This window comes from Flavobacterium sp. (genome assembly GCF_044341265.1).
Lineage (GTDB): Bacteria > Bacteroidota > Bacteroidia > Flavobacteriales > Flavobacteriaceae > Flavobacterium.
This window is the reverse complement of record NZ_JBIISA010000001.1, coordinates 213,228-236,340: the sequence shown is the minus strand read 5'-3', so window position 1 is coordinate 236,340 and position 23,113 is coordinate 213,228. Positions and strand designations below refer to the sequence as shown.

25 protein-coding genes are annotated in these 23,113 nt (G+C 30.5%); 19 read left to right on the top strand and 6 right to left on the bottom strand.

What is annotated here, in order from left to right; translation table 11 throughout:
* The 6 genes from ACIQ06_RS01065 (at window position 1) to ACIQ06_RS01040 (ending at window position 6,201) form a co-directional block, all read left to right on the top strand.
* Window positions 1-522: a hypothetical protein gene (locus ACIQ06_RS01065; protein WP_396143124.1), complete on the top strand. Its 522-nt coding sequence runs from the start codon at window positions 1-3 to the stop codon at window positions 520-522.
* Window positions 523-797: 275 nt separating this feature from the next.
* A complete protein-coding gene (locus tag ACIQ06_RS01060) occupies window positions 798-2,327 on the top strand; it encodes a GH3 auxin-responsive promoter family protein (RefSeq protein ID WP_396143122.1) in 1,530 nt (509 codons plus the stop codon).
* Window positions 2,328-2,332: 5 nt separating this feature from the next.
* On the top strand, window positions 2,333-2,887 hold the full coding sequence (locus ACIQ06_RS01055) for a hypothetical protein (protein WP_396143120.1): 555 nt from the start codon (window positions 2,333-2,335) through the stop codon (window positions 2,885-2,887).
* Window positions 2,888-2,897: 10 nt separating this feature from the next.
* Window positions 2,898-3,038 (top strand): hypothetical protein, encoded by a 141-nt coding sequence (locus ACIQ06_RS01050; protein WP_344815518.1) that lies wholly within the window; start codon window positions 2,898-2,900, stop codon window positions 3,036-3,038.
* 15 nt (window positions 3,039-3,053) lie between these two features.
* The gene (locus ACIQ06_RS01045; RefSeq protein WP_396143117.1) at window positions 3,054-3,935 is read left to right on the top strand and encodes a DMT family transporter; all 882 of its coding nucleotides are present in this window, start codon (window positions 3,054-3,056) and stop codon (window positions 3,933-3,935) included.
* A 73-nt stretch (window positions 3,936-4,008) separates the two neighbouring features.
* A complete protein-coding gene (locus ACIQ06_RS01040; RefSeq protein ID WP_396143114.1) occupies window positions 4,009-6,201 on the top strand; it encodes a TonB-dependent receptor domain-containing protein in 2,193 nt (730 codons plus the stop codon).
* A gap of 65 nt (window positions 6,202-6,266) precedes the next feature.
* On the opposite strand, the gene clpX is transcribed toward ACIQ06_RS01040, so the two are convergent.
* From clpX to ACIQ06_RS01020, 4 genes are all read right to left on the bottom strand, one after another.
* The gene (clpX, locus tag ACIQ06_RS01035; protein ID WP_298305777.1) at window positions 6,267-7,499 is read right to left on the bottom strand and encodes an ATP-dependent Clp protease ATP-binding subunit ClpX; all 1,233 of its coding nucleotides are present in this window, start codon (window positions 7,497-7,499) and stop codon (window positions 6,267-6,269) included.
* Between the two features lie 70 nt (window positions 7,500-7,569).
* Window positions 7,570-8,226: an ATP-dependent Clp endopeptidase proteolytic subunit ClpP gene (gene clpP / locus ACIQ06_RS01030; protein ID WP_396143111.1), complete on the bottom strand. Its 657-nt coding sequence runs from the start codon at window positions 8,224-8,226 to the stop codon at window positions 7,570-7,572.
* 149 nt (window positions 8,227-8,375) lie between these two features.
* Complete coding sequence (tig, locus tag ACIQ06_RS01025; protein WP_396143109.1) at window positions 8,376-9,710, bottom strand: trigger factor; 1,335 nt, start codon at window positions 9,708-9,710, stop codon at window positions 8,376-8,378.
* Between the two features lie 87 nt (window positions 9,711-9,797).
* Window positions 9,798-10,145 (bottom strand): phage holin family protein, encoded by a 348-nt coding sequence (locus ACIQ06_RS01020; RefSeq protein ID WP_396143107.1) that lies wholly within the window; start codon window positions 10,143-10,145, stop codon window positions 9,798-9,800.
* Between the two features lie 87 nt (window positions 10,146-10,232).
* On the opposite strand from ACIQ06_RS01020, the gene ACIQ06_RS01015 reads away from it, so the two are divergent.
* Window positions 10,233-11,174, top strand: a complete 942-nt coding sequence (locus ACIQ06_RS01015; protein ID WP_396143105.1) for a T9SS type A sorting domain-containing protein — start codon at window positions 10,233-10,235, stop codon at window positions 11,172-11,174.
* Between the two features lie 49 nt (window positions 11,175-11,223).
* Here the strand turns inward: ACIQ06_RS01015 and ACIQ06_RS01010 are convergent, their stop codons facing one another.
* Together ACIQ06_RS01010 and ACIQ06_RS01005 are read right to left on the bottom strand one after the other, a co-directional pair.
* Window positions 11,224-11,985 carry an alpha/beta fold hydrolase gene (locus ACIQ06_RS01010; RefSeq protein WP_396143102.1) on the bottom strand — a complete coding sequence of 254 codons (762 nt, stop codon included), beginning with the start codon at window positions 11,983-11,985 and terminating at the stop codon, window positions 11,224-11,226.
* Window position 11,986: 1 nt separating this feature from the next.
* Window positions 11,987-12,700, bottom strand: coding sequence for a pyridoxine 5'-phosphate synthase (locus tag ACIQ06_RS01005; RefSeq protein ID WP_396143100.1), 714 nt, complete (start codon window positions 12,698-12,700; stop codon window positions 11,987-11,989).
* 113 nt (window positions 12,701-12,813) lie between these two features.
* On the opposite strand from ACIQ06_RS01005, the gene ACIQ06_RS01000 reads away from it, so the two are divergent.
* From ACIQ06_RS01000 to ACIQ06_RS00945, 12 genes are all read left to right on the top strand, one after another.
* The gene (locus ACIQ06_RS01000) at window positions 12,814-13,473 is read left to right on the top strand and encodes a CBS domain-containing protein (RefSeq protein WP_298305223.1); all 660 of its coding nucleotides are present in this window, start codon (window positions 12,814-12,816) and stop codon (window positions 13,471-13,473) included.
* Window positions 13,474-13,476: 3 nt separating this feature from the next.
* Complete coding sequence (locus tag ACIQ06_RS00995; RefSeq protein ID WP_298305220.1) at window positions 13,477-14,361, top strand: NAD kinase; 885 nt, start codon at window positions 13,477-13,479, stop codon at window positions 14,359-14,361.
* 167 nt (window positions 14,362-14,528) lie between these two features.
* Entirely contained in the window at window positions 14,529-15,209 is a 681-nt protein-coding gene (locus ACIQ06_RS00990) for a DUF6089 family protein (protein ID WP_298305218.1), read from the top strand.
* A 6-nt stretch (window positions 15,210-15,215) separates the two neighbouring features.
* Window positions 15,216-15,962: an isoprenyl transferase gene (locus ACIQ06_RS00985; RefSeq protein WP_396143097.1), complete on the top strand. Its 747-nt coding sequence runs from the start codon at window positions 15,216-15,218 to the stop codon at window positions 15,960-15,962.
* The gene (locus ACIQ06_RS00980; RefSeq protein ID WP_396143095.1) at window positions 15,889-18,627 is read left to right on the top strand and encodes an outer membrane protein assembly factor; all 2,739 of its coding nucleotides are present in this window, start codon (window positions 15,889-15,891) and stop codon (window positions 18,625-18,627) included. Before ACIQ06_RS00985 ends, ACIQ06_RS00980 begins: the two co-directional genes overlap by 74 nt.
* 33 nt (window positions 18,628-18,660) lie before the next feature.
* Window positions 18,661-19,650 (top strand): OmpH family outer membrane protein, encoded by a 990-nt coding sequence (locus tag ACIQ06_RS00975; RefSeq protein WP_396143091.1) that lies wholly within the window; start codon window positions 18,661-18,663, stop codon window positions 19,648-19,650.
* A gap of 32 nt (window positions 19,651-19,682) precedes the next feature.
* Complete coding sequence (locus ACIQ06_RS00970) at window positions 19,683-20,180, top strand: OmpH family outer membrane protein (protein WP_396143155.1); 498 nt, start codon at window positions 19,683-19,685, stop codon at window positions 20,178-20,180.
* Between the two features lie 71 nt (window positions 20,181-20,251).
* The gene (gene murI / locus ACIQ06_RS00965; RefSeq protein ID WP_396143088.1) at window positions 20,252-21,031 is read left to right on the top strand and encodes a glutamate racemase; all 780 of its coding nucleotides are present in this window, start codon (window positions 20,252-20,254) and stop codon (window positions 21,029-21,031) included.
* 68 nt (window positions 21,032-21,099) lie between these two features.
* On the top strand, window positions 21,100-21,969 hold the full coding sequence (locus ACIQ06_RS00960; protein WP_396143086.1) for a pseudouridine synthase: 870 nt from the start codon (window positions 21,100-21,102) through the stop codon (window positions 21,967-21,969).
* A gap of 29 nt (window positions 21,970-21,998) precedes the next feature.
* A complete protein-coding gene (locus ACIQ06_RS00955; RefSeq protein WP_396143083.1) occupies window positions 21,999-22,361 on the top strand; it encodes a nuclear transport factor 2 family protein in 363 nt (120 codons plus the stop codon).
* Between the two features lie 101 nt (window positions 22,362-22,462).
* Entirely contained in the window at window positions 22,463-22,663 is a 201-nt protein-coding gene (locus ACIQ06_RS00950) for a dodecin family protein (protein WP_298305198.1), read from the top strand.
* A gap of 37 nt (window positions 22,664-22,700) precedes the next feature.
* Window positions 22,701-23,090, top strand: a complete 390-nt coding sequence (locus ACIQ06_RS00945; protein ID WP_396143080.1) for a YtxH domain-containing protein — start codon at window positions 22,701-22,703, stop codon at window positions 23,088-23,090.
* The last annotated feature ends 23 nt before the right edge of the window (window positions 23,091-23,113 follow it).

Sequence of the window (23,113 nt, the reverse complement as noted above, 5' to 3'; positions counted from 1 at the left end):
ATGAAAATCATTTTAGAAAGAAATCTCAATTTCATTCAGTTTCAAAATTTAGTTATTGTGACTTTTGTTTTAATAATGACTTTTTTAGCTATGCTAAATTCACTTGCTTTAGTAGATTTCATTCTAATTAAGATTATTCTTTTCCTATTAATAATCTTTTTTACACTACTTCTTCTAACAAAAAAAGGATTAGTGGTAGAAAATAATAGACTTTATAAAGCTGTTTTTTTATTTAATCAATTAATCTTAAGAAAAGAAGTCCCAAACAATTTCAAAAGATTTTCCTTGCTAGTTGGAAAATTATCGACAAATTATAATTATTCCTATGAAATTGCTGATTTTCACAATTGGGAACCTAATTTAAATGTATCAATTTCTGCTTACTCTTTAATGATATTAAGTGATGATCATCGAAAAAGAATGAATGTTTTAACCTTAACAAAAATTGAAAAAGCAAAAGAAGCGGTAGACTTTGTTATAAAAAACACTTCATTAAAGTATGAAAAGTACAATCCAACGTAGTTGTTTTTTCTTAACTTGTTTTTAAAAAGCTATCTTTATTTAATTTGAAACGTTATTTTTCATAACTTCGTTTTTCATAGCAAAAAGACATTTGTTCCAAAATCTGAAAAGTATATAAATTAGAAAACTGAGCAATAAAGCATGAAAAACAATATTTTTAACTATAAATAAATTAAAAAAATTACGCTTAATGAAACTTAATATCTTAATGGTTTAATTATTTGATTCTAATTTTTTTAACTTCGTATTTCTAACTTCCTAATTCGTACTTTACAATGCCTTTTCCAATAATTAATTCTATCGCATCTTGGGTTTTAAAGCAACGCATTCATCAGATTGAGTTGTTTCTTAAATATCCTAATGAAGTTCAGGATGAGTTACTTATGAACTTAATTCGCAATTGTGAAGAAACCGTTATTGGGAAAAAATATGAGTTTGATTCCATAAGAAATTACAAAACGTTTACCGAAAGAGTTCCGGTTTCAACCTACGAAGAATTGGAACCGATGATTGAACTCACTCGAAAAGGCGCACAAAACGTTTTTTGGAATACACCTATAAAATGGTTTGCGAAATCAAGTGGAACTACCAATGCTAAAAGTAAATTTATTCCGGTAAGCAACGAAGCTCTGGAAGATTGCCACTACAAAGGCAGCAAAGATTTGTTGTGTATGTATTTGAACAACAATGAAAATTCGGATATGTTTCTTGGAAAAAGTTTGCGTCTTGGTGGCAGTTCACAGATTTACGAAAACAACAATACTTCTTTTGGTGATTTATCAGCAATATTAATAGAAAATATGCCAATGTGGGCTGAATTCAGCAGCACACCAAGCAATAAAGTTTCGTTAATGAGCGAATGGGAAACCAAATTAACTGCTATTATTAACGAAACCAAGACAGAAAATGTAACCAGTTTTGCAGGTGTTCCTTCATGGATGTTGGTTTTGTTGAATCGAATTTTGACTGAAACTAACAATTCTAATTTGATGGAATTATGGCCCAATTTGGAAGTATATTTTCACGGTGGTGTAAATTTCGAACCCTATCGTGAGCAATATCAAAAGATTATTCCGAATAGTGATTTTAAATATTATGAAATTTACAATGCTTCCGAAGGATTTTTTGCGATTCAGGATTTGAATTATTCCAATGATTTATTGTTGATGTTGGATTATGGAATTTTCTACGAGTTCATACCGATGGATACTTTTGGAACACCAAACCAACGCATTGTTCGTTTAGCCGATGTTGAATTGTTTAAAAATTACGCTATTGTAATCACAACTAATTCAGGATTATGGCGTTATATGATTGGAGATACCGTTCGATTCACTTCTTTAAAACCTTACAGAATTAGAGTTTCAGGAAGAACAAAGCATCATATTAATGTCTTTGGAGAAGAATTAATGGTTGAAAATACGGATACTGCGATTGCTAAAACAAGTTCGGTATTGAATTGTGAAGTTAAAGATTACACCGTTGCTCCTATTTTCATGCAAGGAAAAGAAAAAGGCGCACACGAATGGATGATTGAATTTAAAAAACATCCCGAAGATATAGCGCAATTTCAAAAAGTATTGGACGAAACGTTGCAAACTGTCAATTCTGATTATGAAGCCAAACGTTATAACAACATGACTTTAAACCAATTGAAAGTAAATGTTGCGCGTGAAAATTTATTTTATGATTGGCTAAAAGAACAAGATAAATTGGGTGGACAACATAAAATTCCAAGATTGTCAAACGAACGTGATTATTTGGAACAATTGATTGGGATGCAAACTAGTGTGAATTCCAAATAATTTATATGAAAAAAATTATTACAATATTATGTTTATTAATTTTTTACTCAACAAATGCTCAAAATAATACTTTACAGCAGGAGTTCATAAATGATGTAATAAATAATGAAAGATATTTATCCAAAAATCAATCTTTAATTGTAAAACGAAATATTACCAAAAATGGCATTCTTTCTCAAAACATCAAGGAATTTTTAAAAAAGAAAAAAAATATTTTTCCTAATAAAATAGATCTAAATGACTCACTTGTTTTAACGAAAACAGATTATAAAATAATATCAACTGAGTTAAAAAAAGATGAAACTATAGATTGGAATAAATTAAATTTCCAAAACATAGAATTCTCTGATGAGGAAAACTGGGAAATATTAGCACTTGATTTCAAAAACCATTCATTTTTAGAATTAGGCAAACCGATTTTTTTAAAAAATAATACTATTGCTATTTGTTCAGAGATTTATTTATGCAGTAGAGATTGTGGATATAACTATTTTGGCTTTTATAAAAAAATTGATGGTAAATGGAAACAATGGATACCAATAAACAAAGGATACTTTTAAAACATAAATAATGAAAAAAACTGCTTTCCTACTCCTTCTCTCTTTATCCATAATTTCTTGTGGACCAAAAAGAATGAAATGTTACGGAAAACGTTGCGTGGAAACTTCGATTAAAAAAGAAAGTTCAGTACCTTCGCATCGAAATTCGTAATTCCCAAATCCTTTTTTGAAAACTAAACTTTACTTAGCCCTATTCTGTGTTGCCTTTTTTTGGGGCACAACTTTTTTAGGCATTCGAATTGGTATAGAAACCATTCCTCCTTTTCTACTTGCTGGAATTAGAAATTTAATTTCTGGTTTTATTATTTTCTTTTATTTATTATTTCAACGAAAGTTAGAACCTGTAAACCCAAGGCAATTTCTTAGAGCTTTTATTTTAGCTATAATGATGATTGTTCTAGCCAACGGATTAACAACCTATTCTGAAAAGTATATTACTAGTGGTTTAGCATCTTTAATTTCGACTTTATCCCCATTTTTTGTACTGATTTTGAATTTGATTTTAGGTAATGAAAAACTTTCTATCAAAACCACGCTTGGAATCTTACTAGGAATGTTTGGAATCTTTCTAATCTACCAAAACAGTCTTTCCGATTTATTAAATCCTGAGTATCGACAAGGTGTTTTTGCTATTTTAATTGCCGTTTTAATGTGGGCAATCGGAACTATTATCACCAAAAAAGGAAGTGAAAATTCGTTAACCATGCTAATGAATGTAAGTGTCCAAATGATAATTGCTGGAATCATTTTGACTGTAATTCAATTCATTTTAACTCCAACAATATCGACAGATAACTGGAGTTTACGCAGCGTTTTGGCTATGGTTTATTTAGCCATTTTTGGTTCGGTTGTAGGTTATGTGGCTTATAGTTACCTTATCACTCAAATGTCTTCTACAAAAGTTTCCGTTTTATCTTATGTTAACGTTGTTGTTGCTTTATTTTTGGGTTGGCTTATTCTAGATGAGACCATTACTTCTCGAATTATCATTGCTGCTTCACTAATTATTGGTGGTGTATTTATTGTAAATTATAAAAAAGCAAAATAAATTTCATTTCAACTGTAACATTTGTTGATGATAAAAGTCTTATTAGGAAATCATCAATCAAATCAATCAACAAATGAAATCATTATTTTTATCCATTACCTTATTAGTTGCAAATGCCTTATTTGCTCAAGAAACAGAAACACCAAAAGATACTGTAAAGAAAAAAATTGAAGTTCTTGACGAAGTAAAAGTAGCTACCAAAAAGCAACTAATTAAAGTCGAATCCGACAAAACCACAGTTTCTGTAAAAGACAACGCTATGTTGAGCACAGGAAATGCTTATGATGCTGTTAAAAAATTACCTGGAGTTATCGCTTCACCAACAGGAGGTTTGACTTTAAACGGCAAAGGTGTTGCTATCTATATCGATGGCTCGCCAAGCACGCTGAGTGGTTCTGATTTGGAAAATTATTTATCTTCTCTTCCAGCAAATGCTATTGAAAAAGTAGAATTGATTTATAATCCTGGTGCATCATTTGAAGCCAACGCGAGTGGTTCTGTAATTAATTTAGTTACAAGCAACAAAAGAATGAAAGGCATCAATGCAACATTCAATTTAAATTATAATTTTAATAAATACCAAAAACCTAGTCCGCAAATATTATTAAACGGAAAAGAGAAAAATTTGAGTTGGCAAACCATGATTGGATATAATTATATTGATCGTGAGCAAAAGTCAAAAAATGGACAAACTTTTACTTCATTCGATCCAGATAAATACATAGACCAGCAAAGATTGTCTCTTACTACAAACCGAAACTTCTACATGAGAATTGGTACTAATTATAAGTTGAGTGAAAAATCTAACTTGTTATTCAATTACAATTCTTCTTACAGCAATGACAGAGATGTTTTTGATGCAAAAACTACAGGAAGTGAAATTTCAGATTATTTGAATAACGGAACTAATAAAACAAAATCTAATAATCAAGAGTTTAGTTTACAATACAAAACTAAATTGGATACTATTGGCAGAACACTTGATATCATTGCATTTGCAAATACTTTCAATAGAAATCCCAATTTTAAATCTAATGCTTTTGATGGTGTAAATTCTAGTTATAATAATTTTACCAATGACTTTGGTTTACTAAATTATTATTTGAAATATGATTTTTCCATCCCTTTTGAAAAACTAAAACTTTCTATCAATACTGGAGGAAAATTAAATACTATCAAAGTAAATAACACTGGAAAATACAATTTGAATTCTCCAATTACAGACATTATTGATTTTGATTATGAAGAAACAAATTTGGCTTTCTATGCTGAGGCTAGAAAAAAAATTAAAAAGTTCAACTTTACCGTAGGACTTCGATATGAAGATTTTAATGTAAATAGAACTGGAATTGTTGACAACACAAGAACAGATATAGACTTTAATAACAAAAATTTATTTCCTAATGTAAGTGCTTTGTATGAAATTGCTCCAAGTGTAAATATGAGCGCATCCTATTCAAGAAAAATTGCTCAACCAAGTTATGGTGTTTTAGATCCGAATGGTTCAAATTTTGACCAATACAATTCTTCAACCGGAAATTTATTGTTGAATCCGTCATTTTTTGACAATTATGAATTCAAGATTTCGGCGATGGATTTCATTCAATTAGGAACAAATTATACCGTTTCTAAAGATCATAATTTATTCATTTTTAATGCCGAGCCAGGACAATTGGTAAGTACACAAACGTTCCAACAATTTGATCGTTTTAAAACAATGAGTGTTTTTGCCAACTTCCCAATTCCGTTAGATTATTTCTTTAAAGGAAAAGAAGAGTTCAAAAATAGAATGAGCAACATTGATAAAATGAATTACATCTTTTTGAACATCAATTACATCAAAAACTTGACGGAAGGATATGACTTTTCATTCAAGTCTAAACCAATTTGGAACTATGCTGCTCAAGCCCAAATTATGTTACCATGGGATATTAAAAGTAGTATGACTTACTTTATTTTGCCTCAAGGTGGTGTTTGGGAAATATATAAAATCACAAAACCAATTCAACAATTTGATATTTCTTTGAACAAAGATTTCTTGAATAAGAAATTAAAATTAGGAATTCACGCATTTGATTTATTCAATCAAAATGAAATTAACGCTTTAGTTTCGTCAACCAATTTAGAAACAAAATTCTACGAGAAAAATGATTCTAGAGTTTTTAGAATTTCGTTAACCTACAGATTTGGTAATTTGAAATTAGAAAAAGAAAACACCGACATTCAAACAGAAAAAGTGAAAAGTGGCGGTGGATTAGTGAAGTAATTTAGAGATTAGTTGTAAAATAAAACCCGATTTTGAAATTTCAGAATCGGGTTTTTATTTTTTAGTTATGAAGCAATTTCCAATCGTTTCAATAAATTTTTATTCAAAGTATGTTCGGCGTATTCTTTATCAATTTCTAAAGACTTATCATCAGAACTTGGCAATTCATACATAGCATCTGTTAAGATTGCTTCACATAACGAACGCAATCCACGCGCACCTAATTTGTATTCTAAAGCCTTTTCAACAATGTAATCTAAAGCTTCGTTAGTGATGGTGAATTTTACATCATCCATAGCAAAAAGCTTTTCGTATTGTTTTATCAAAGCATTTTTTGGTTCGGTTAGAATAGAACGTAACGTTTCTTTATCTAAAGGATCCATATGAGTTAATACTGGCAAACGACCAATAATTTCTGGAATTAAGCCAAAATCTTTGATGTCTTTTGGAATGATGTATTGCAACAAATTATCCTTATCGATATTATCAACATTTCTTGAAGTTGAATATCCAACCGCGGTTCTATTTAAACGTTTTGAAATGATTCTTTCAATTCCATCGAAAGCTCCACCAGCGATGAATAATATATTTTGAGTATTTACCTCAACAAATTTTTGGTCTGGATGCTTTCTTCCTCCTTTTGGTGGTACGTTAACAACAGTTCCTTCTAATAATTTCAATAAGGCTTGTTGTACACCTTCACCAGAAACATCACGAGTTATTGATGGATTATCACTTTTACGAGCAATTTTATCAATTTCATCAATAAAAACGATTCCTCTTTCTGCTTTGGTAACATCATAATCTGCTGCTTGAAGTAAACGTGTTAAAATACTTTCCACATCTTCTCCAACATAACCAGCTTCGGTTAAAACAGTCGCGTCAACAATGGCTAATGGAACATCTAACATACGTGCAATCGTTTTTGCTACTAATGTTTTTCCGGTTCCTGTTTGTCCAACCATAATGATGTTTGATTTTTCAATTTCTACATCTTCGGCAACTTGTTGTTGCATTAATCTTTTGTAGTGATTGTACACTGCAACCGACATTACTTTTTTGGTTTGCTCTTGACCAATAACATATTCGTCAAGAAATGCTCTGATTTCTTTTGGCTTGCGCAAAACTAAATCGGTAGCAATTTTTGCATTGGAATTGGTTTTTAATTCTTCTAAAATAATTCCATGTGCTTGTTCAATACAGCGGTCGCAAATGTGTGCGTCAATACCAGCAATCAATAAATTGGTTTCCGGTTTTTTTCTTCCGCAGAAGGAACATTCTAATTTTTCTTTTGCCATTATTTAGTGATTAGTGAAAAGTGATTAGTAAATAGCTCTTCACTATTTACTAATCACTAATTACTTAAATTTATCTTCTTAAAACTTCATCAATCATTCCGTATTCTTTTGCTTCATCAGCAATCATCCAATAATCTCTTTCAGAGTCTCTATGCACTTTTTCAAAAGTTTGACCTGAATGGTTTGAGATTATTTCATACAACTCGTTTTTCAATTTCAACATTTCTTTCAAGTTGATTTCCATATCGGTTGCAACACCTTGTGCGCCACCTGAAGGTTGGTGAATCATTACTCTTGAATGAGGTAATGCCGAACGTTTTCCTGCTGCACCAGCACAAAGTAAAACGGCTCCCATTGAAGCTGCCATTCCTGTACAAATTGTTGCTACATCTGGTTTGATGTATTGCATTGTGTCATAAATTCCTAGACCTGCGTAAACGCTTCCGCCTGGAGAATTGATATAAATTTGAATGTCTTTAGAAGCATCAACTGATTCTAAAAACAATAATTGTGCTTGAATGATATTTGCCATATAATCGTCAACACCTGTTCCCATAAAAATAATTCTATCCATCATTAGTCGGGAGAAAACATCTAATTGAGAGATATTTAATTGGCGTTCTTCAATAATATATGGTGTTAAACTTGCTACCATTTTATCGTAGTACAAGCTATTTACTCCATGATGCTTAGTAGCGAATTTTTTAAATTCTTTTCCGTAGTTCATTTTATTACTGTTAATATGTTATTTAATGTAAGTTTTAAACCTATTGCAAATGTCGTACCTTTTATTTTAAGTGACAAACTGTCTGAAAATATAAAAGCGCCAAAATCTAATGACTTTGACGCTCAAATATACTAAATTATCTTTTACAATTAGTGGTTTAATTCACCATACATTGCTTTGATGAACTCTTCGTAGTTAACCTCTTTAGTTTTTGCTTTTACTTTTTCTTTATATAGGTTAAGCATTTTTTCACTCATTACTTGTTCAGAAAGGCGTTTTACTTCTTCTTGATTACCCATAACTCGTGCCACAATTCCTTGAACATCTTCGTCAGTAGGATTCATTTGACCAAATTGCGCCATCTGTTTTTTGATTAAACCTGAAGTAAAATCTTTTAATTCTTCAAAAGTAATTTGAAGATTGTTATCTGCCATTACTTTACCTTCGATTAATTGGTAACGCAATCCGTTTTCAGATTTTGCATATTCTTCTTCAGCTTGTTCTGCTGTTAATGGATTTTCTCCAGCAGTTTGTATCCATTTTTTCAAAAATGCCGCTGGTAAATCAAATTTTGTATTAGCAATTAATGATTCTGTAACATCATTTAAGAACTTTTGATTCGCTTGTTGTTCGAATTGTTGTTCAGCATCTTCTTTAATTTTTGCTTTCAATTCTTCCAATGAATTTACAACTCCAGGTCCGAATAATTTATCGAATAATTCTTGGTTTAATTCAGCTGGTTCACTTGCAACAACTTCATCAATTGTAAAAGTAACTTCAATATCTAAACCATGAACATCATCGTGACCAATAGCCAAAACATCCATTAATTTATGATCGTCGTTGAATAAACCTTTAGTTTTTAATATCACAACATCACCAACTTTTTTACCTAAGAACAATTTTGCTGTTTTTGCATCAGCAAACAATTCCATATCTAAAGTTGTTCTGTTATTGATTCCTTTTTCTTCGTTTGTAAAAATTCCAGAAACATCATTTCCTTCTGCAACAACAGTTGCCGAAACTATTTTACCATATTGCTTTTGAATTCTTGCAACTTGAGCGTTCAACATGGTGTCGTCTGCAATGATTTTGTATTGAACCACATCATTTTTAGCTGCTAAATCAACAGAGAATATTGGTGCTAAACCTAATTCGAAATCAAATTTGAAATCTTCAGCATCCCAATTGAAACTGTCTGTTACAACAGGAAGTGGATTTCCTAAAATATCTAATTTTTCTTCTTGTAAATATCTGTTTAGATTTTCTTGTAAAACTTTGTTTACTTCTTCCAACAAAATTGCTTTTCCGTATTGTTTTTGGATTAAGCTCATTGGTACAGCACCTTTTCTAAAACCAGGAATCGCTGCATTTTTACGATAATCTGCTAATACTTTTTCTACTTTTGGAGCATAATCAGCTTTAGAAACCTCAACAGTTACTACAGCATTTAATGCATCTACATTATTTCTTGTAATATTCATTTCTTCGTGTTTTATACATACTAAAATTGGGTTGCAAAATTATAACATTTCTACAACCCAACCAATTTTATTTTATTGATTTTTAAACTATTGTTTTCCTTCTCCGGTAAGTTGATAAACCAATGATTGTGAAAGCGATAAAATGATGCTAAAGAACAAGGCTGTCCAAAATCCGTTTACATCAAATCCATCTACAAAATGGTCGCACAATAGAATGATTATCGCATTGATAACCAACAAAAAAAGTCCGAGAGTAAAAACGGTTACTGGCAAAGTAAACAACACTAATACTGGTTTTACAAAAAAGTTCAACAATCCTAGCACAATTGCAACAATTAATGCTGTAGAAAACTCGTCAACCACTACTCCTTTCATAAGGTAAGATATAACCATGACAAGTAAGGATGTTGAAATAATTCTTAATATTAGATTCATAATTAAAAAATTAAGTTATAAATATATTAAAAAAAATTAAATATAAAATTTTTTATTTAGATTTGCATATAACTTAAATTTGATGATATGAAAAAACTATTACTTTCTTTTTTAATGATTGGTGCAATAAGTTCAAATGCACAAACAACTATTTACGAAGACAGCTTTGAAGCTTATGATGATTTTGCAATTTCTAATTTTGGGAGTTGGGGTGTTATAGATGTTGATTTACTAAACACTTATACTGGTGGTCTTCCAGATGGAGCACCAGCATGGCTAAATGCAAATGCCCCTCAAGCATTTATGATTTTCAATCCTTCTGTTGCAGGAGTGACTAATAATGCTACTGGGGCTGATCTTAGAAATTTTGACACAAGAACAGGTCTTAAATATGCCGCTTGTTGGGCAGGAGTACCTGCTGCGCCTGTAAATGCAAACAATGATTGGTTGATTAGTCCACCTATTACACTAGGATCTTCTGGAAATGTATTGAGCTTTTGGGCAAAATCGTTGTCTAGCTCTTATGGTTTAGAACGTTACAGAGTGGCAATATTTGTTGGTTCAAGTGACCCACTACCTACTCAATTTGTATATTTAGCAGGTAATCCAACCGCATTAACTGCTCCATATCCAGCTTGGGAAGAAAGAGTAATTTCTTCGACGCAATTGAATCCTTATAATGGTCAAACGGTTCGTTTTGGTATTCAATGTGTTACTGCAGATGCCTATATGTTTATGGTTGACGATTTTAAAGTTACAACAACTGGTTTAAGTGTAAACGAATCTTTATCGCAAAAATTCAGTGCGTATCCAAATCCAGCAAACAATTTTGTAACTATTTCAAACAATGCTAATGATGCATTTACAAATGTTGCTATCAATGACATTAACGGAAGAACTGTTAAAACTGTAAAAGTAAATAATCTTACAGAAGTTCAAATAGATATAAATGAATTGAGTTCTGGCGTTTACTTTATGAATATCACAACCGATTCTGGAATTGCAGTTAAAAAACTTATTAAGAACTAAATTTATATTAGTTTTTTTCAAAACCCTTTTCGATTGAAAAGGTTTTTTTTTATTTTAAGAATTTTATAGTTTCCTCAAAAAACAACTGCGGATTTTCTGCATGAAGCCAATGTCCTACATTTGGAATTGTCGCTAATTCAAAGTTAGGAAAATGTTTTTTTATTTCAGGTAAATCTGTATCTAGAATATACCTTGAATTTCCTCCTCGTATGAAAAGTGTTGGTTTTTCAAATTGAGCTTCTTCTGGCAAAGCCGTTCCAATAACTTCAATTTTTTCATTAAAAACTTTCAAATTAAAACGAAAATCTAATTGTCCTGGGGCTGCCCAATATAAATTTTTCATTAGAAATTGACGTGTCCCAAAATCTGGAATAAAAGGATATAAAGTTTCTTCTACAGAAGCTCTATCTGGTTTTGAAGTAAAATCTACTGCATTCAATCCAGCCAATATATCTTGGTGATGCGGTGCATAATATTTTGGACCAATATCGGCTACAATTAATTTTTCTACCATTTCCGGATAATTGGTCGCAAAAAGCATGGCTACTTTTCCTCCCATAGAATGTCCAATTATAGATACTTGATTCAAATTATGATTTTGACAATATTCTAAAACATCTTGAGCCATTATATCATAACTAAAATCTTCTGAGCGAAAACTTTTACCGTGATTTCTCAAATCTAGAATATGAACTTGAAATCCTTTGGAAGCATATAAAGCTCCAAAAGATTTCCAATTGTCAGACATTCCTAAAAACCCATGAATTATCAATAATGGTTTCCCTTCTCCTTCTATTCTTGAGTGCAACATTTTACTTTAATTTTTGCAAATACATATTAACGACATTATCCAATCCTAAATATAATGCTTCAGAAATTAGAGCATGACCTATAGAAACCTCTAATAATCCTGGAATATTTTCCTTGAAAAATTTGATATTATCCAAACTTAAGTCGTGACCAGCATTGATACCTAATACTAATTCATTTGCTAAAACTGCCGCTTTAGTATAAGGTTCAACCCCTTTCAAATTTCCTAAACCATATTGATGCGCAAACTCTTCTGTATAAAGCTCAATTCTTTCGGTTCCAGTTGCTTTAGCGCCTTCTACCATTTCTAATATTGGATCAACAAAAATTGATGTTCTGATTCCATTCCTTTGAAACTCTTGAATTACTTCTTTCAAATACGATTGATGTTTTACAGTATCCCAACCAGCAGAAGATGTAATTGCTCCAATTGCATCTGGAACCAAAGTCACTTGTGTTGGTTTACATTCTAAAACTAAATCAATAAAATTGTGTTGTGGATTGCCTTCAATATTGAATTCTGTATAAACAATCGGTTTTAAATCTCGAGCATCTTGATAACGAATATGACGTTCATCTGGTCGAGGATGAATAGTAATTCCTTGCGCTCCAAATTTTTGAATGTCTTTTGCGACTTGCAACAAATCAGGAACATTTCCTCCACGTGCATTACGTAAGGTTGCTATTTTATTAATATTTACACTTAATTTTGTCATAACTTTTTTTTGAAAATTTCATTTTTGAAATTCTGTTCACAAAAATACAAAGTTAAAATAAGGATTTATGTCCTAAAATTTGATTATTTTGCAACAAATATTGATTAATTGCTATGACCGAAATTACAGATTATATAACTAACGATTACAAAGCCATTGATAGTCAGCAAACTATTGCTGATGTTCAAGACTTTTTTTTAGATGTTCCTTATTCTCACTTTTCTGTTTTAAATGAAGGTATTTATATTGGAAGCATTGCTGCAGATGATGTAGAGACTTTTGACATTGATAAAAAAGTTGCTGACTACAAATATACTTTGGAAGGATTCTTCGCTAGAAAAAATATGATATGGTTAGATGTTTTGGAAGTTTTTGCTAAAAACCATACCAATATTGTACCTGTTTTGGATGAAGAAAATTCTTATCTAGGATATTATGAATTAGAAGATATTGTCAAGTTTTTTCATGAAACTCCATTTCTTAAAGAGCAAGGTGGCATCATTGTAGTAAAAAAGAGTCTTATAGATTATTCTATGAGTCAAATTGCACAAATTGTTGAAAGCAATAATGGTAAACTTTTGGGGTTATTTGTTTCTGAAGCAGATGTTGAAAGTGTTCAAATTACAATTAAAATTGCTCTTGGAAGCATGAATGACATTATTCAAACCTTTAGAAGATATAATTACGAAATAGTTTCTGAGCATCATGAAGATAATTATTTGAACAATTTAAGAGAACGTTCCGATTATTTGGATAAATATTTAAACATCTAGAAAATGAAAGTTGCTATCTTCGGACAATATTATCAAAACGATACTCGACCAATTATTCGAGACATTTTTTTATTTTTTAATAACAATAATGTTGAATTAGTTATTGAAGAAAAATTTCTCAAAATATTATATGATGAAGAAATTCTGAAAAAAGAATATAAAACATTCAACGATTATAAATGTTTAAACTCAAGTTTTGATTTACTTATTAGTATTGGTGGAGATGGAACTATATTAAGAGCAGCTACCTATGTTAGAGATTCAGGAATTCCTATTCTTGGAATTAATGCAGGACGATTAGGGTTTTTAGCCAAAGTTCAAAAAGAAAATATTGAGACATTTTTACAAATTGTGTTAAAAAAAGAGTATACTCTTTCTGAAAGAACCTTACTTAGTTTAGAATGCAATCCAGAAAACGAACAAATTAATGAATTGAATTTTGCCATGAATGAAGTAACGGTAAGCAGAAAAGACACTACTTCGATGATTACAATTGACACTTCATTAAATGGTGAGCATTTAAATTCCTATTGGGCAGACGGATTAATTATTTCTACACCAACAGGTTCAACAGGTTATTCTTTAAGTTGTGGCGGACCAGTTTTAACTCCAGAAGTTAAAGGATTAGTAATCACTCCCATTGCACCTCATAATTTGAATGCACGACCATTAGTAATTCCAGATGATACCGAAATAAAATTGAAAGTTTCAGGTAGAGAGGAACAATATTTAGTTTCACTAGATTCTAGAATTGCAACTCTTAATAACAATGCAGAATTAATTATTAGAAAAACTCCTTTTAAGATTAATATGGTTGAAATCCCAAACGAAACTTTCTTAAAAACATTAAGAAATAAACTTCTTTGGGGTGAAGATAAACGAAATTAATACTCTTTTTAAAATACTACTTCCTACTTTTTTCCGTTAAATAGCAGTTCATTTTAAATGAATTTTATTTTAAACTTTAACTGTGTAAATATTAATTTATTATAAATACTAATATCATGTTTTATTAGTGGCTATAATTGTTATATTTGCACGCTATTTTTCAATTAATGAAAAGGATATTTTTATTTATTTTTATTTTAGGATTAACAAAATTAAACGCTCAGATTCACGAAGTTGGAGTATTTCTTGGTGGTAGCAATTATATTGGTGACGTTGGAAAAGCAAATTATGTGAATCCAAATGAGTTGGCTTATGGTTTGATTTATAAGTGGAATAAAAGTCCGAGACATTCTTGGAGAATATCGTACACCCAATCCAAAATCACAGCAAATGATTTAGATTCGGAGGTACCAGGAAGATTTAAAAGAGGGTATGACTTTGAAAATAACATTAAAGAATTATCTTTAGGTTTGGAGTTTAATTTTTTCGATTTTAATCTTCATAATTTTGATAAATTAGTAACTCCATATGTCTATTCAGGATTGAGTTATACCAATTATGATGAATTGTATGTAATTAATGGTGTTTCAAAAATTGACAAAAACCAAGGTACATTTGCAATACCTATGATAGTTGGAGTAAAATCTAATATAATGCCTAATTTAATTTTAGGAGTTGAAGTTGGAGCAAGATATACAATGACCGATAATTTAGATGGTAGCTTTCCAAAAAATGAAAGATTGGAACCATTAAAATTTGGAAATATAAATAGTAAAGATTGGTATGTTTTTTCAGGTTTTACATTAACCTATACCTTTGGTGAAAAACCATGCTATTGTGCAGATTAAAAAAATATGAGTTTATTAGAATCAATAAATAAAGAGAATTTACCTAAACACCTTGCTATCATCATGGATGGCAATGGCCGTTGGGCAAAACAAAAAGGTTTGTTGAGAACACTAGGACATGAAAGCGGAACAAAATCTGTAAAAGTTACCGTTGAAACATGTGCAAAATTGGGTGTAGAAAACTTAACCTTGTATGCCTTTTCTACAGAAAATTGGAATCGTCCAAAACTTGAAGTAGACACTTTAATGAAATTACTAGTTAGTTCATTAAGAAAAGAATTAAAAACACTTCAAGAAAACAACATACGACTTAATTCTATTGGAAATCTATCTAAAATGCCAAAGTCAATTCTAAAAGAATTAAATGAGGTAATAGAAAAAACAAAAAACAATACTCGAATGACTTTAACCTTAGCATTAAGTTATGGTTCACGAGAAGAATTATTAAATGTTGTTAAAAACATTAGTGATAAAGTTAAAAATAATATAATTTCAATAGACGCTATTGATGAATCAATTATAAATGAGCATCTTTACACGCACAATCTACCTGATGTAGATTTATTAATCAGAACGAGTGGTGAACATAGAATCAGTAATTTTCTGCTTTGGCAAATAGCTTATGCAGAATTGTTTTTTACTGATGTTTTGTGGCCCGATTTTACAGAAGAACATTTATATGAAGCCATCATTAGCTATCAAAAAAGAGAACGAAGATTTGGAAAAACAAGTGAACAAATTAAACAATCCTAAAGTGTCAATCAATCATATTAAAACTTTACTAACACTTTTATTCTTAGGAGTTGTTTTTCAATCAAATGCACAAGATAGATTGCCGTTTGACCAAGGAAAAAAATACATTCTTGGAAATGTAAACGTATTAGGTAAAATCAGCTACAATCAGCAAACAGTTGTTACTTTTTCTGGATTAGAAAAAGGTCAAAATATTTCAGTTCCTGGAGAAGAAATTAGTGCAGCAATAAAAAAACTTGGTAAATTAGGTTTATTTAGCGACATAGATTTTTACGTTAATGAAATTAAAGGAGATAGTATATTTCTAGATTTAGAAATCGTAGAATTACCTAAATTAAGTGAAGCTAAATTTGTTGGTGTCAAAAAAAATAAAGTTGAAGAGTTGATTAAAGAAAATTCACTTACAAAAGGTAAAATTGTAAATGAAAATTTAATTACAACTACCAAAAACTATTTAGAAAACAAATATAAAAAAGACGGATTTTTTAACACTAAAGTAAATATTAGAACCATAGCAGATACTACTTCAAACACTGTTAACATGGTTGTAAACATTGATAAAGGTGAAAAAATAAAAATCAAACAAATAGCATTTCAAGGCAATAAAGAGTTTTCTAATAAAAAGCTTAAAAAGTCTATGAAAAACACCAAAGTAGTTAATCCAATTAGAGTGTTTAAAGCTTCTAAATTCATAAAAACTAAATATGAAGAAGATTTAGTGAAAATTGTTGACAACTACAAAGAAAAAGGATATCGTGATGCTAGAGTTGTAAGTGATTCTGTTTGGCTAGACAAGAAAAAAAATAAGCTTGCAATAAATATTAAGGTAGAGGAAGGTAAAAAATACTACTTTGGAAATATTAAATTCTTGGGTAACTCCGTATATTCAGATCAACTTTTAAGCACCATTCTTGGTATTAGAAAAGGTGACACTTATAATGGTGTTCTTCTTGAAAAAAGAGTTGCAGATAAAACTAAACCAGACGGTGAAGATTTAACTAATCTTTATCAAAATAATGGTTATTTGTTTTCTAACATCAATCCAGTAGAAGTAAAAACAGCTAATGACTCTATCGATTTTGAAATTAGAGTAACAGAAGGACCAATTGCTTATTTTAATAAAATTACCGTTGTTGGAAATGATAAAACAAATGATAAAGTAATTTATCGTGAGTTAAGAACTAAACCAGGTGAAAAATATAGTAAAGACGACTTAGTTAGAACTATTCGTGAAATTGGACAATTAGGATTCTTCGATCCTGAAGCAATCGATCCAAAATTCAAGAATGTCGATCCAACTGCAGGAACTGTTGATATTGAGTATAATTTAGTTGAAAAAGGATCAAGTCAAATTGAACTTCAAGGTGGTTATGGCGGTGGAGGTTTCATTGGAACACTTGGTTTGTCTTTTAACAATTTCTCAGTGAAAAACATGTTCAAAAAAGATGCTTACAAACCTCTTCCAATGGGTGATGGACAAAAAGTAGCTTTACGTTTACAAGCCAGTACTTTCTTTCAAACGTATAGTTTATCATTTTCAGAACCATGGTTTGGTGGAAAAAAACCAGTAAGTTTTTCTACATCATTATCTCAGAGTAAACAGTTTTTATTTGGAGGTAATGCAAATGATGTAGACAGAAGTAAAAGTTTTAATATCACTTCATTGTCTGTAGGAATTGCAAAAAGGTTAACTATACCAGACGATTATTTTACACTTTCAAATGCAGTAAGTTTTCAATATTACGATTTAAATAATTATAACACTGGTCTATTTACTTTTGGAAATGGTTCTTCAAGAAATCTGGCTTTCAATATTGGTTTAACAAGAAATAGTAAAGGTAATAATCCAATATATCCAACAAAAGGTTCAGAATTTAGTTTGTCGACTAAGTTTACTCTTCCTTATTCACTTTTTAACGGTATAGATTACGGTAATTTAAAAAATCTAGAAGAATATAAATTACGTTTTGTTAATGGTCAATACCCTTCAGATCCAAACTTAACACCTTTACTTATTAATGGAGAACTAATTAAAGAAACTTTTGCAGGTTCAGGAATTTACACAAGAGCACTTGGTGTTGCCGACGCAGCTCCTGACCAATCTAAAATAGATCAAAAGCGATTTGATTGGTTAGAATATTATAAAGTAAAATTCAAAGCAGACTGGTTTACTAAATTATATGGTAATGATCAAAACGCACTAGTTTTAAGAACTTTAGGAGAATTTGGATATCTTGGCGCATATAATTCTGAAAGAGGAATTGTTCCTTTTGAAAGGTTCTTTGTTGGTGGTGATGGTTTAGCCAACTTTGCTTTAGATGGTCGTGAAGTAATACAATTAAGAGGTTATCCAAATCAATCTTTATCATCTGTAAATGGTGGTTCAATCTATAATAAATTCTCTTTAGAATTGAGATATCCTATTACATTAAAAGCACAAGCATCAATATATGCCTTATCTTTTTTAGAAGCAGGAAATTCTTTTGACAATTTTAGAGACTATAATCCGTTCTCTTTACAACGATCTGCAGGATTTGGAATTAGAGTTTTCATGCCAGCCTTCGGATTATTAGGAATTGACTTTGCACACGGCTTTGATGCAGTTCCTGGTTTAACAGAAAAAAGTGGATGGCAAACACATTTTATAATTGGTCAACAATTTTAGTATATTTGCTTAACATTTCTAAAACTTAAGTTTATGAAGAAATACATTTTACTAGCATTATTTGTAACATTAGCTGTAACAAACAATGTAAATGCGCAAACAAGAGGAATCAAAGTTGGCTACATCGATATGGAGTACATCTTAGAAAAAGTTCCTGATTATGCTGAAGCAAAAAACCAATTAGAGCAAAAAGCAGAAAAATGGAAGCAAGAAATTGAAACCAAAAAAAATGATATTGCCAAATTAAAAGAAGCTTTAAAAACAGAAAAAGTTCTTTTAACTAAAGAACTTATAGCAGAAAGAGAAGAAGAAATTGCTTTTCAAGAAAATGAATTATTAGAATATACTCAGAAAAAATTTGGTCCAAATGGTGAACTAATTGTTCAAAAAGCGGTTTTGGTAAAACCAATACAAGATCAAGTATTCAATGCTGTTCAAGATATTGCTGAAGCAAAAAAATACGATTATATTTTCGATAAATCATCTGATTTAACAATGCTTTTTGCTGCAAAAAAACATGACATTAGCGACAGAGTTGTTAGTGCACTTACACGTGCTGAGAAAAGAGAGCAAATGTCAAAAAAACAATTGAAACTTGAAGAAGAAAGAGAGCGTAAGCAAGAAATGATTGATGACAATCCGCTACTTTCTGAAAGACAAAAACAAGTTGAAGAAAGAAAAGCTGCTCGTCTAAAAATGGTTGAGGACAAAAAACTTCTAGCTGAAGAAAAGAGAGCTGAAGCTGAAGCAAAAAGAAAACAATTGTTAGAAGAAAAGAATAATAAAAAAAGTGGCACAGTTTCTGATAAGCCTAATACAGATAACAAAGATGCAGACACAAAAACAGATGCAGTAGCTGATAAAAAAGCAGAAGTTGAAGCTCAAAGGAAAAAAACACTAGAAGAAAGACAAAAATTAATTGACGATAGAAAAAAAGCAGCAGAAGATAAAAGACTTAAAATATTAGCCGATAGAGAAGCTGCAAAAAAAGCAAAAGAAGACGCAAAAAATAATAAACCTTAAATAAATAAAAACAATAATTAATACGAAGAATGATGAAACAATTTAGAACTTTTTTAATAGCAGCAGTAGCTTTATTTAGCTTTCAAACAGTAAGCGCTCAAACTAAAGTAGCACATGTTGATACTAACGAAATCATGACCAAAATGCCTGCAGTACTTGAGGCTCAAAATCAATTAAAAAAATTGAGCGATACGTATACTGCAGATTACAAAACTATGGTAGATGAGTATCAAGCTAAAATTAAAAAATATGATGCTGAAGCTGCAACTGTGACTGATGCTGTAAACCAAACACGTCAAACAGAAATGCAAGACATGGGTAAAAGAATTGGCGAGTTTCAAGAAACTGCTCAAAAAGATTTACAAAAGAAGGAAGCAGACTTAATGAAACCAATTACAGAAAAAGTAAAAGCTTCTATCCAAAAAGTTGGAAAAGCTAAAGGTTTTAACTATGTACTAAACGCTGGTGATTTATTATTAGCTGATGGAACAGACATTACAGCTGATGTAAAAAAAGATTTAGGATTTTAATCCAATTTAAAAATCTAAAATATTTAAAAACTGCTCAATTTATTTGAGCAGTTTTTTTTTACATTTGCTTTATGACAAACAACAATCCTATTGGGCTATTTGATTCGGGCATTGGTGGAACTTCTATCTGGAAAGAAATTCATCAGTTACTTCCTAATGAAGATACCATTTATCTAGCTGATAGTAAAAATGCTCCTTACGGCCAAAAATCTAAAGAGGAAATTATTCATTTAAGTTGTAAAAACACAGAGTTTCTTCTTAACAAAAATTGCAAAATCATAGTAGTCGCTTGTAATACCGCAACTACAAATGCAATAAAAGAATTACGAGCTAAATATGATGTTCCTTTCATAGGAATCGAACCAGCTATAAAACCAGCGGCGTTACATTCTAAAACACAAAAAATAGGAATTCTTGCTACTAAAGGAACATTAAATAGTGAGCTGTTTTACAAACATGTTGAACAATTTCAAGATATTCAAGTCATAGAGCAAATTGGATTTGGTTTGGTTGAACTAATTGAAAATGGCGAAATAAATTCTAAAGAAATGAAGGCTTTATTGAAAAAGTATCTAAATCCTATGATAGCGTCTAATATAGATTACTTAGTACTTGGATGCAGCCACTACCCTTACTTGATTCCTCAAATAAAAAAAATTCTACCATCAAATATCAAAATAATTGATTCTGGTGAGGCTGTTGCTAAGCAGACAAAAAAAATCTTAGATGAAAAAGTAGGTTTTAGAGAACTAAATGAGAAAAGTAAGCAACTTTTTTATACCAATACCAACCCAAAAGTACTTATTGAAATTCTTGAAAATAAGTTTAAAGTTATTGAAAAAGACTTCTAAATCCCTTTGCTTTCATAATCTTAGCAAAAGTTAAGCTCAAATAGAGTATCTTTGCAAAAAATATAAGCATGAATAATTCTAATAATAAAAAACGAACTGGACCAAGCAAACCAAGTGGTGATAGAAAAAAATCTACTACAACTTCTAAACCTGCTATGGACAAACGTTCTCAAAATAGAAAACCCGCAGTTAAGAAAGATTCTCCAAACGTACCGAAACCAATAAAATCAGATGAAATTCGTTTGAACAAATACATCTCAAATTCTGGTGCTTGCTCTAGAAGAGATGCTGATATTTATATTCAATCTGGGAATGTAAAAGTAAATGGAATTGTGGTAACAGAAATGGGACACAAAGTTAAACCTGGTGATGTTGTGAATTTTGACGGAGCCACTTTAATGCCTGAAAAGAAAGAATATTTTGTTTTAAACAAACCCAAAAACTTCACGACTTCTAATGATGAAGATGGCGATCATAGAAATGTTTTAGAGTTAATAAAAGGCGCAACAACATCCAAGATGCAACCTATTGGTAGAATGGACAAAAACACCACTGGATTATTAGTTTTTACAAATGATACAGATATTATTAGAAAATTTAGTTTACCAAATCAAAAATCACCAAAAATCTATCAAGTTACTTTAGATAAAAACTTAAAATTTGAAGATTTAGAAAAAATTTCAAAAGGAGTTACCCTTGACGGACACAAATTATTTGTTGATGAAGTAAGTTATATTGAAAACGAACCTAAAAATGAAATTGGCATCAAATTAAGAACTCCAAATGTAAAAGTTGTTAGAGCCATATTTGAAAATTTCAATTATACTACAATAAAAATTGATCGAGTTGCCTTTGCAGGTTTAACCAAAAAGAATCTTCCAAGAGGAAATTGGAGACCACTTACGGAACAAGAAATAATTAATTTAAAAAATATCTAACCAGGCAAAAGCTTGGTTTTTTTATCCAAATGACAACTCAAAAAAACTTATCTATAGCACATGCTTGGTTTGAAGCATTCAATACTCATAACCTAGAAAAGTTACTATCATTATACGATAATGATGCTGAACATTTTAGTCCGAAATTAAAAATTAGACATCCAGAAACAAATGGACTAGTTAAAGGACAAGACGCGTTAAGAACATGGTGGAAAGATGCTTTTGAACGATTACCAAGTTTACAATATAAAGTAACTTCTCTAACAGCAAATTCTGATAGAATATTTATGGAATATATAAGAAATGTTGATAACGAAGAAGCAATGTTAGTAGCAGAAGTATTAGAAATAAAAGAAGGACTAATAGTTGCTTCACGTGTATATCATGGCTAAAATTATGCAACACAGCTAATTGTCGCAATATTTCTATAAAACAAAATACTATTGTATCTATAAATTTTGTAATTTTATTGCTTTAACCAAATAAATAAATTATGGCAGTATTAAAAGTAATCGAAGTACTTGCAAGCTCAGAAAAAAGCTGGGAAGATGCAACACAAAAAGCAGTTGAACAAGCAGCAAAATCATTAAAACACATTCGTTCAGTTTATGTTCAAGAACATAGTGCTGCTGTAAAAGACGGAAAAGTAACAGAATATAGAGTAAATTTGAAACTTACTTTTGAAATTGAATAATCAATAATAATTTTAACCAATACAAAAAACAAAAACAATGGGATTAGGAGGATTTTTTAAAAACCTATTTGGTTCAGCCAAACAATCAGTAAGTGAAGTTGCAGATAAAGCAGAAGTTTTTGCAGAAGAGGCAATTGAAAAAGTAAAAGAATCAGCTGCACCTTTAGTAGAAAAAGCTGAAGAATATGCAGAAATTGCAAAAGAAAAAGTAGCAGAATATGTTCCAGCTGCTAGTGAAGCAATTGAGAACGCTGTTGATACTGTAAAAGAAAAAGCAGGTGAACTTGCTGATAAAGCAGAAGAAATGGCTGGAAATGCTGTTGATACTGTAAAAGAAAAAGTTAACTCGTTTACCAATGATGCAGAAGAAGAAGCACCAGTTGCTCCAGCAGAAGAAGCAAATAGAGTTGAAGAAGATGCCGATTAATTTTAGAAAAAAGCTATCTTTGT

What these genes read in the sequence shown, in the direction of transcription:
- ACIQ06_RS01065 (WP_396143124.1), top strand. Translation starts at nt 1, where the DNA reads ATGAAAATCATTTTAGAAAGAAATCTCAATTTCATTCAGTTTCAAAAT.
- ACIQ06_RS01060 (WP_396143122.1), top strand. Translation starts at nt 798, where the DNA reads ATGCCTTTTCCAATAATTAATTCTATCGCATCTTGGGTTTTAAAGCAA.
- ACIQ06_RS01055 (WP_396143120.1), top strand. Translation starts at nt 2,333, where the DNA reads ATGAAAAAAATTATTACAATATTATGTTTATTAATTTTTTACTCAACA.
- ACIQ06_RS01050 (WP_344815518.1), top strand. Translation starts at nt 2,898, where the DNA reads ATGAAAAAAACTGCTTTCCTACTCCTTCTCTCTTTATCCATAATTTCT.
- ACIQ06_RS01040 (WP_396143114.1), top strand. Translation starts at nt 4,009, where the DNA reads ATGAAATCATTATTTTTATCCATTACCTTATTAGTTGCAAATGCCTTA.
- clpX (WP_298305777.1), bottom strand. Translation starts at nt 7,499, where the DNA reads ATGGCAAAAGAAAAATTAGAATGTTCCTTCTGCGGAAGAAAAAAACCG.
- clpP (WP_396143111.1), bottom strand. Translation starts at nt 8,226, where the DNA reads ATGAACTACGGAAAAGAATTTAAAAAATTCGCTACTAAGCATCATGGA.
- tig (WP_396143109.1), bottom strand. Translation starts at nt 9,710, where the DNA reads ATGAATATTACAAGAAATAATGTAGATGCATTAAATGCTGTAGTAACT.
- ACIQ06_RS01020 (WP_396143107.1), bottom strand. Translation starts at nt 10,145, where the DNA reads ATGAATCTAATATTAAGAATTATTTCAACATCCTTACTTGTCATGGTT.
- ACIQ06_RS01015 (WP_396143105.1), top strand. Translation starts at nt 10,233, where the DNA reads ATGAAAAAACTATTACTTTCTTTTTTAATGATTGGTGCAATAAGTTCA.
- ACIQ06_RS01010 (WP_396143102.1), bottom strand. Translation starts at nt 11,985, where the DNA reads ATGTTGCACTCAAGAATAGAAGGAGAAGGGAAACCATTATTGATAATT.
- ACIQ06_RS01005 (WP_396143100.1), bottom strand. Translation starts at nt 12,700, where the DNA reads ATGACAAAATTAAGTGTAAATATTAATAAAATAGCAACCTTACGTAAT.
- ACIQ06_RS01000 (WP_298305223.1), top strand. Translation starts at nt 12,814, where the DNA reads ATGACCGAAATTACAGATTATATAACTAACGATTACAAAGCCATTGAT.
- ACIQ06_RS00995 (WP_298305220.1), top strand. Translation starts at nt 13,477, where the DNA reads ATGAAAGTTGCTATCTTCGGACAATATTATCAAAACGATACTCGACCA.
- ACIQ06_RS00990 (WP_298305218.1), top strand. Translation starts at nt 14,529, where the DNA reads ATGAAAAGGATATTTTTATTTATTTTTATTTTAGGATTAACAAAATTA.
- ACIQ06_RS00985 (WP_396143097.1), top strand. Translation starts at nt 15,216, where the DNA reads ATGAGTTTATTAGAATCAATAAATAAAGAGAATTTACCTAAACACCTT.
- ACIQ06_RS00980 (WP_396143095.1), top strand. Translation starts at nt 15,889, where the DNA reads ATGAAGCCATCATTAGCTATCAAAAAAGAGAACGAAGATTTGGAAAAA.
- ACIQ06_RS00975 (WP_396143091.1), top strand. Translation starts at nt 18,661, where the DNA reads ATGAAGAAATACATTTTACTAGCATTATTTGTAACATTAGCTGTAACA.
- ACIQ06_RS00970 (WP_396143155.1), top strand. Translation starts at nt 19,683, where the DNA reads ATGAAACAATTTAGAACTTTTTTAATAGCAGCAGTAGCTTTATTTAGC.
- murI (WP_396143088.1), top strand. Translation starts at nt 20,252, where the DNA reads ATGACAAACAACAATCCTATTGGGCTATTTGATTCGGGCATTGGTGGA.
- ACIQ06_RS00960 (WP_396143086.1), top strand. Translation starts at nt 21,100, where the DNA reads ATGAATAATTCTAATAATAAAAAACGAACTGGACCAAGCAAACCAAGT.
- ACIQ06_RS00955 (WP_396143083.1), top strand. Translation starts at nt 21,999, where the DNA reads ATGACAACTCAAAAAAACTTATCTATAGCACATGCTTGGTTTGAAGCA.
- ACIQ06_RS00950 (WP_298305198.1), top strand. Translation starts at nt 22,463, where the DNA reads ATGGCAGTATTAAAAGTAATCGAAGTACTTGCAAGCTCAGAAAAAAGC.
- ACIQ06_RS00945 (WP_396143080.1), top strand. Translation starts at nt 22,701, where the DNA reads ATGGGATTAGGAGGATTTTTTAAAAACCTATTTGGTTCAGCCAAACAA.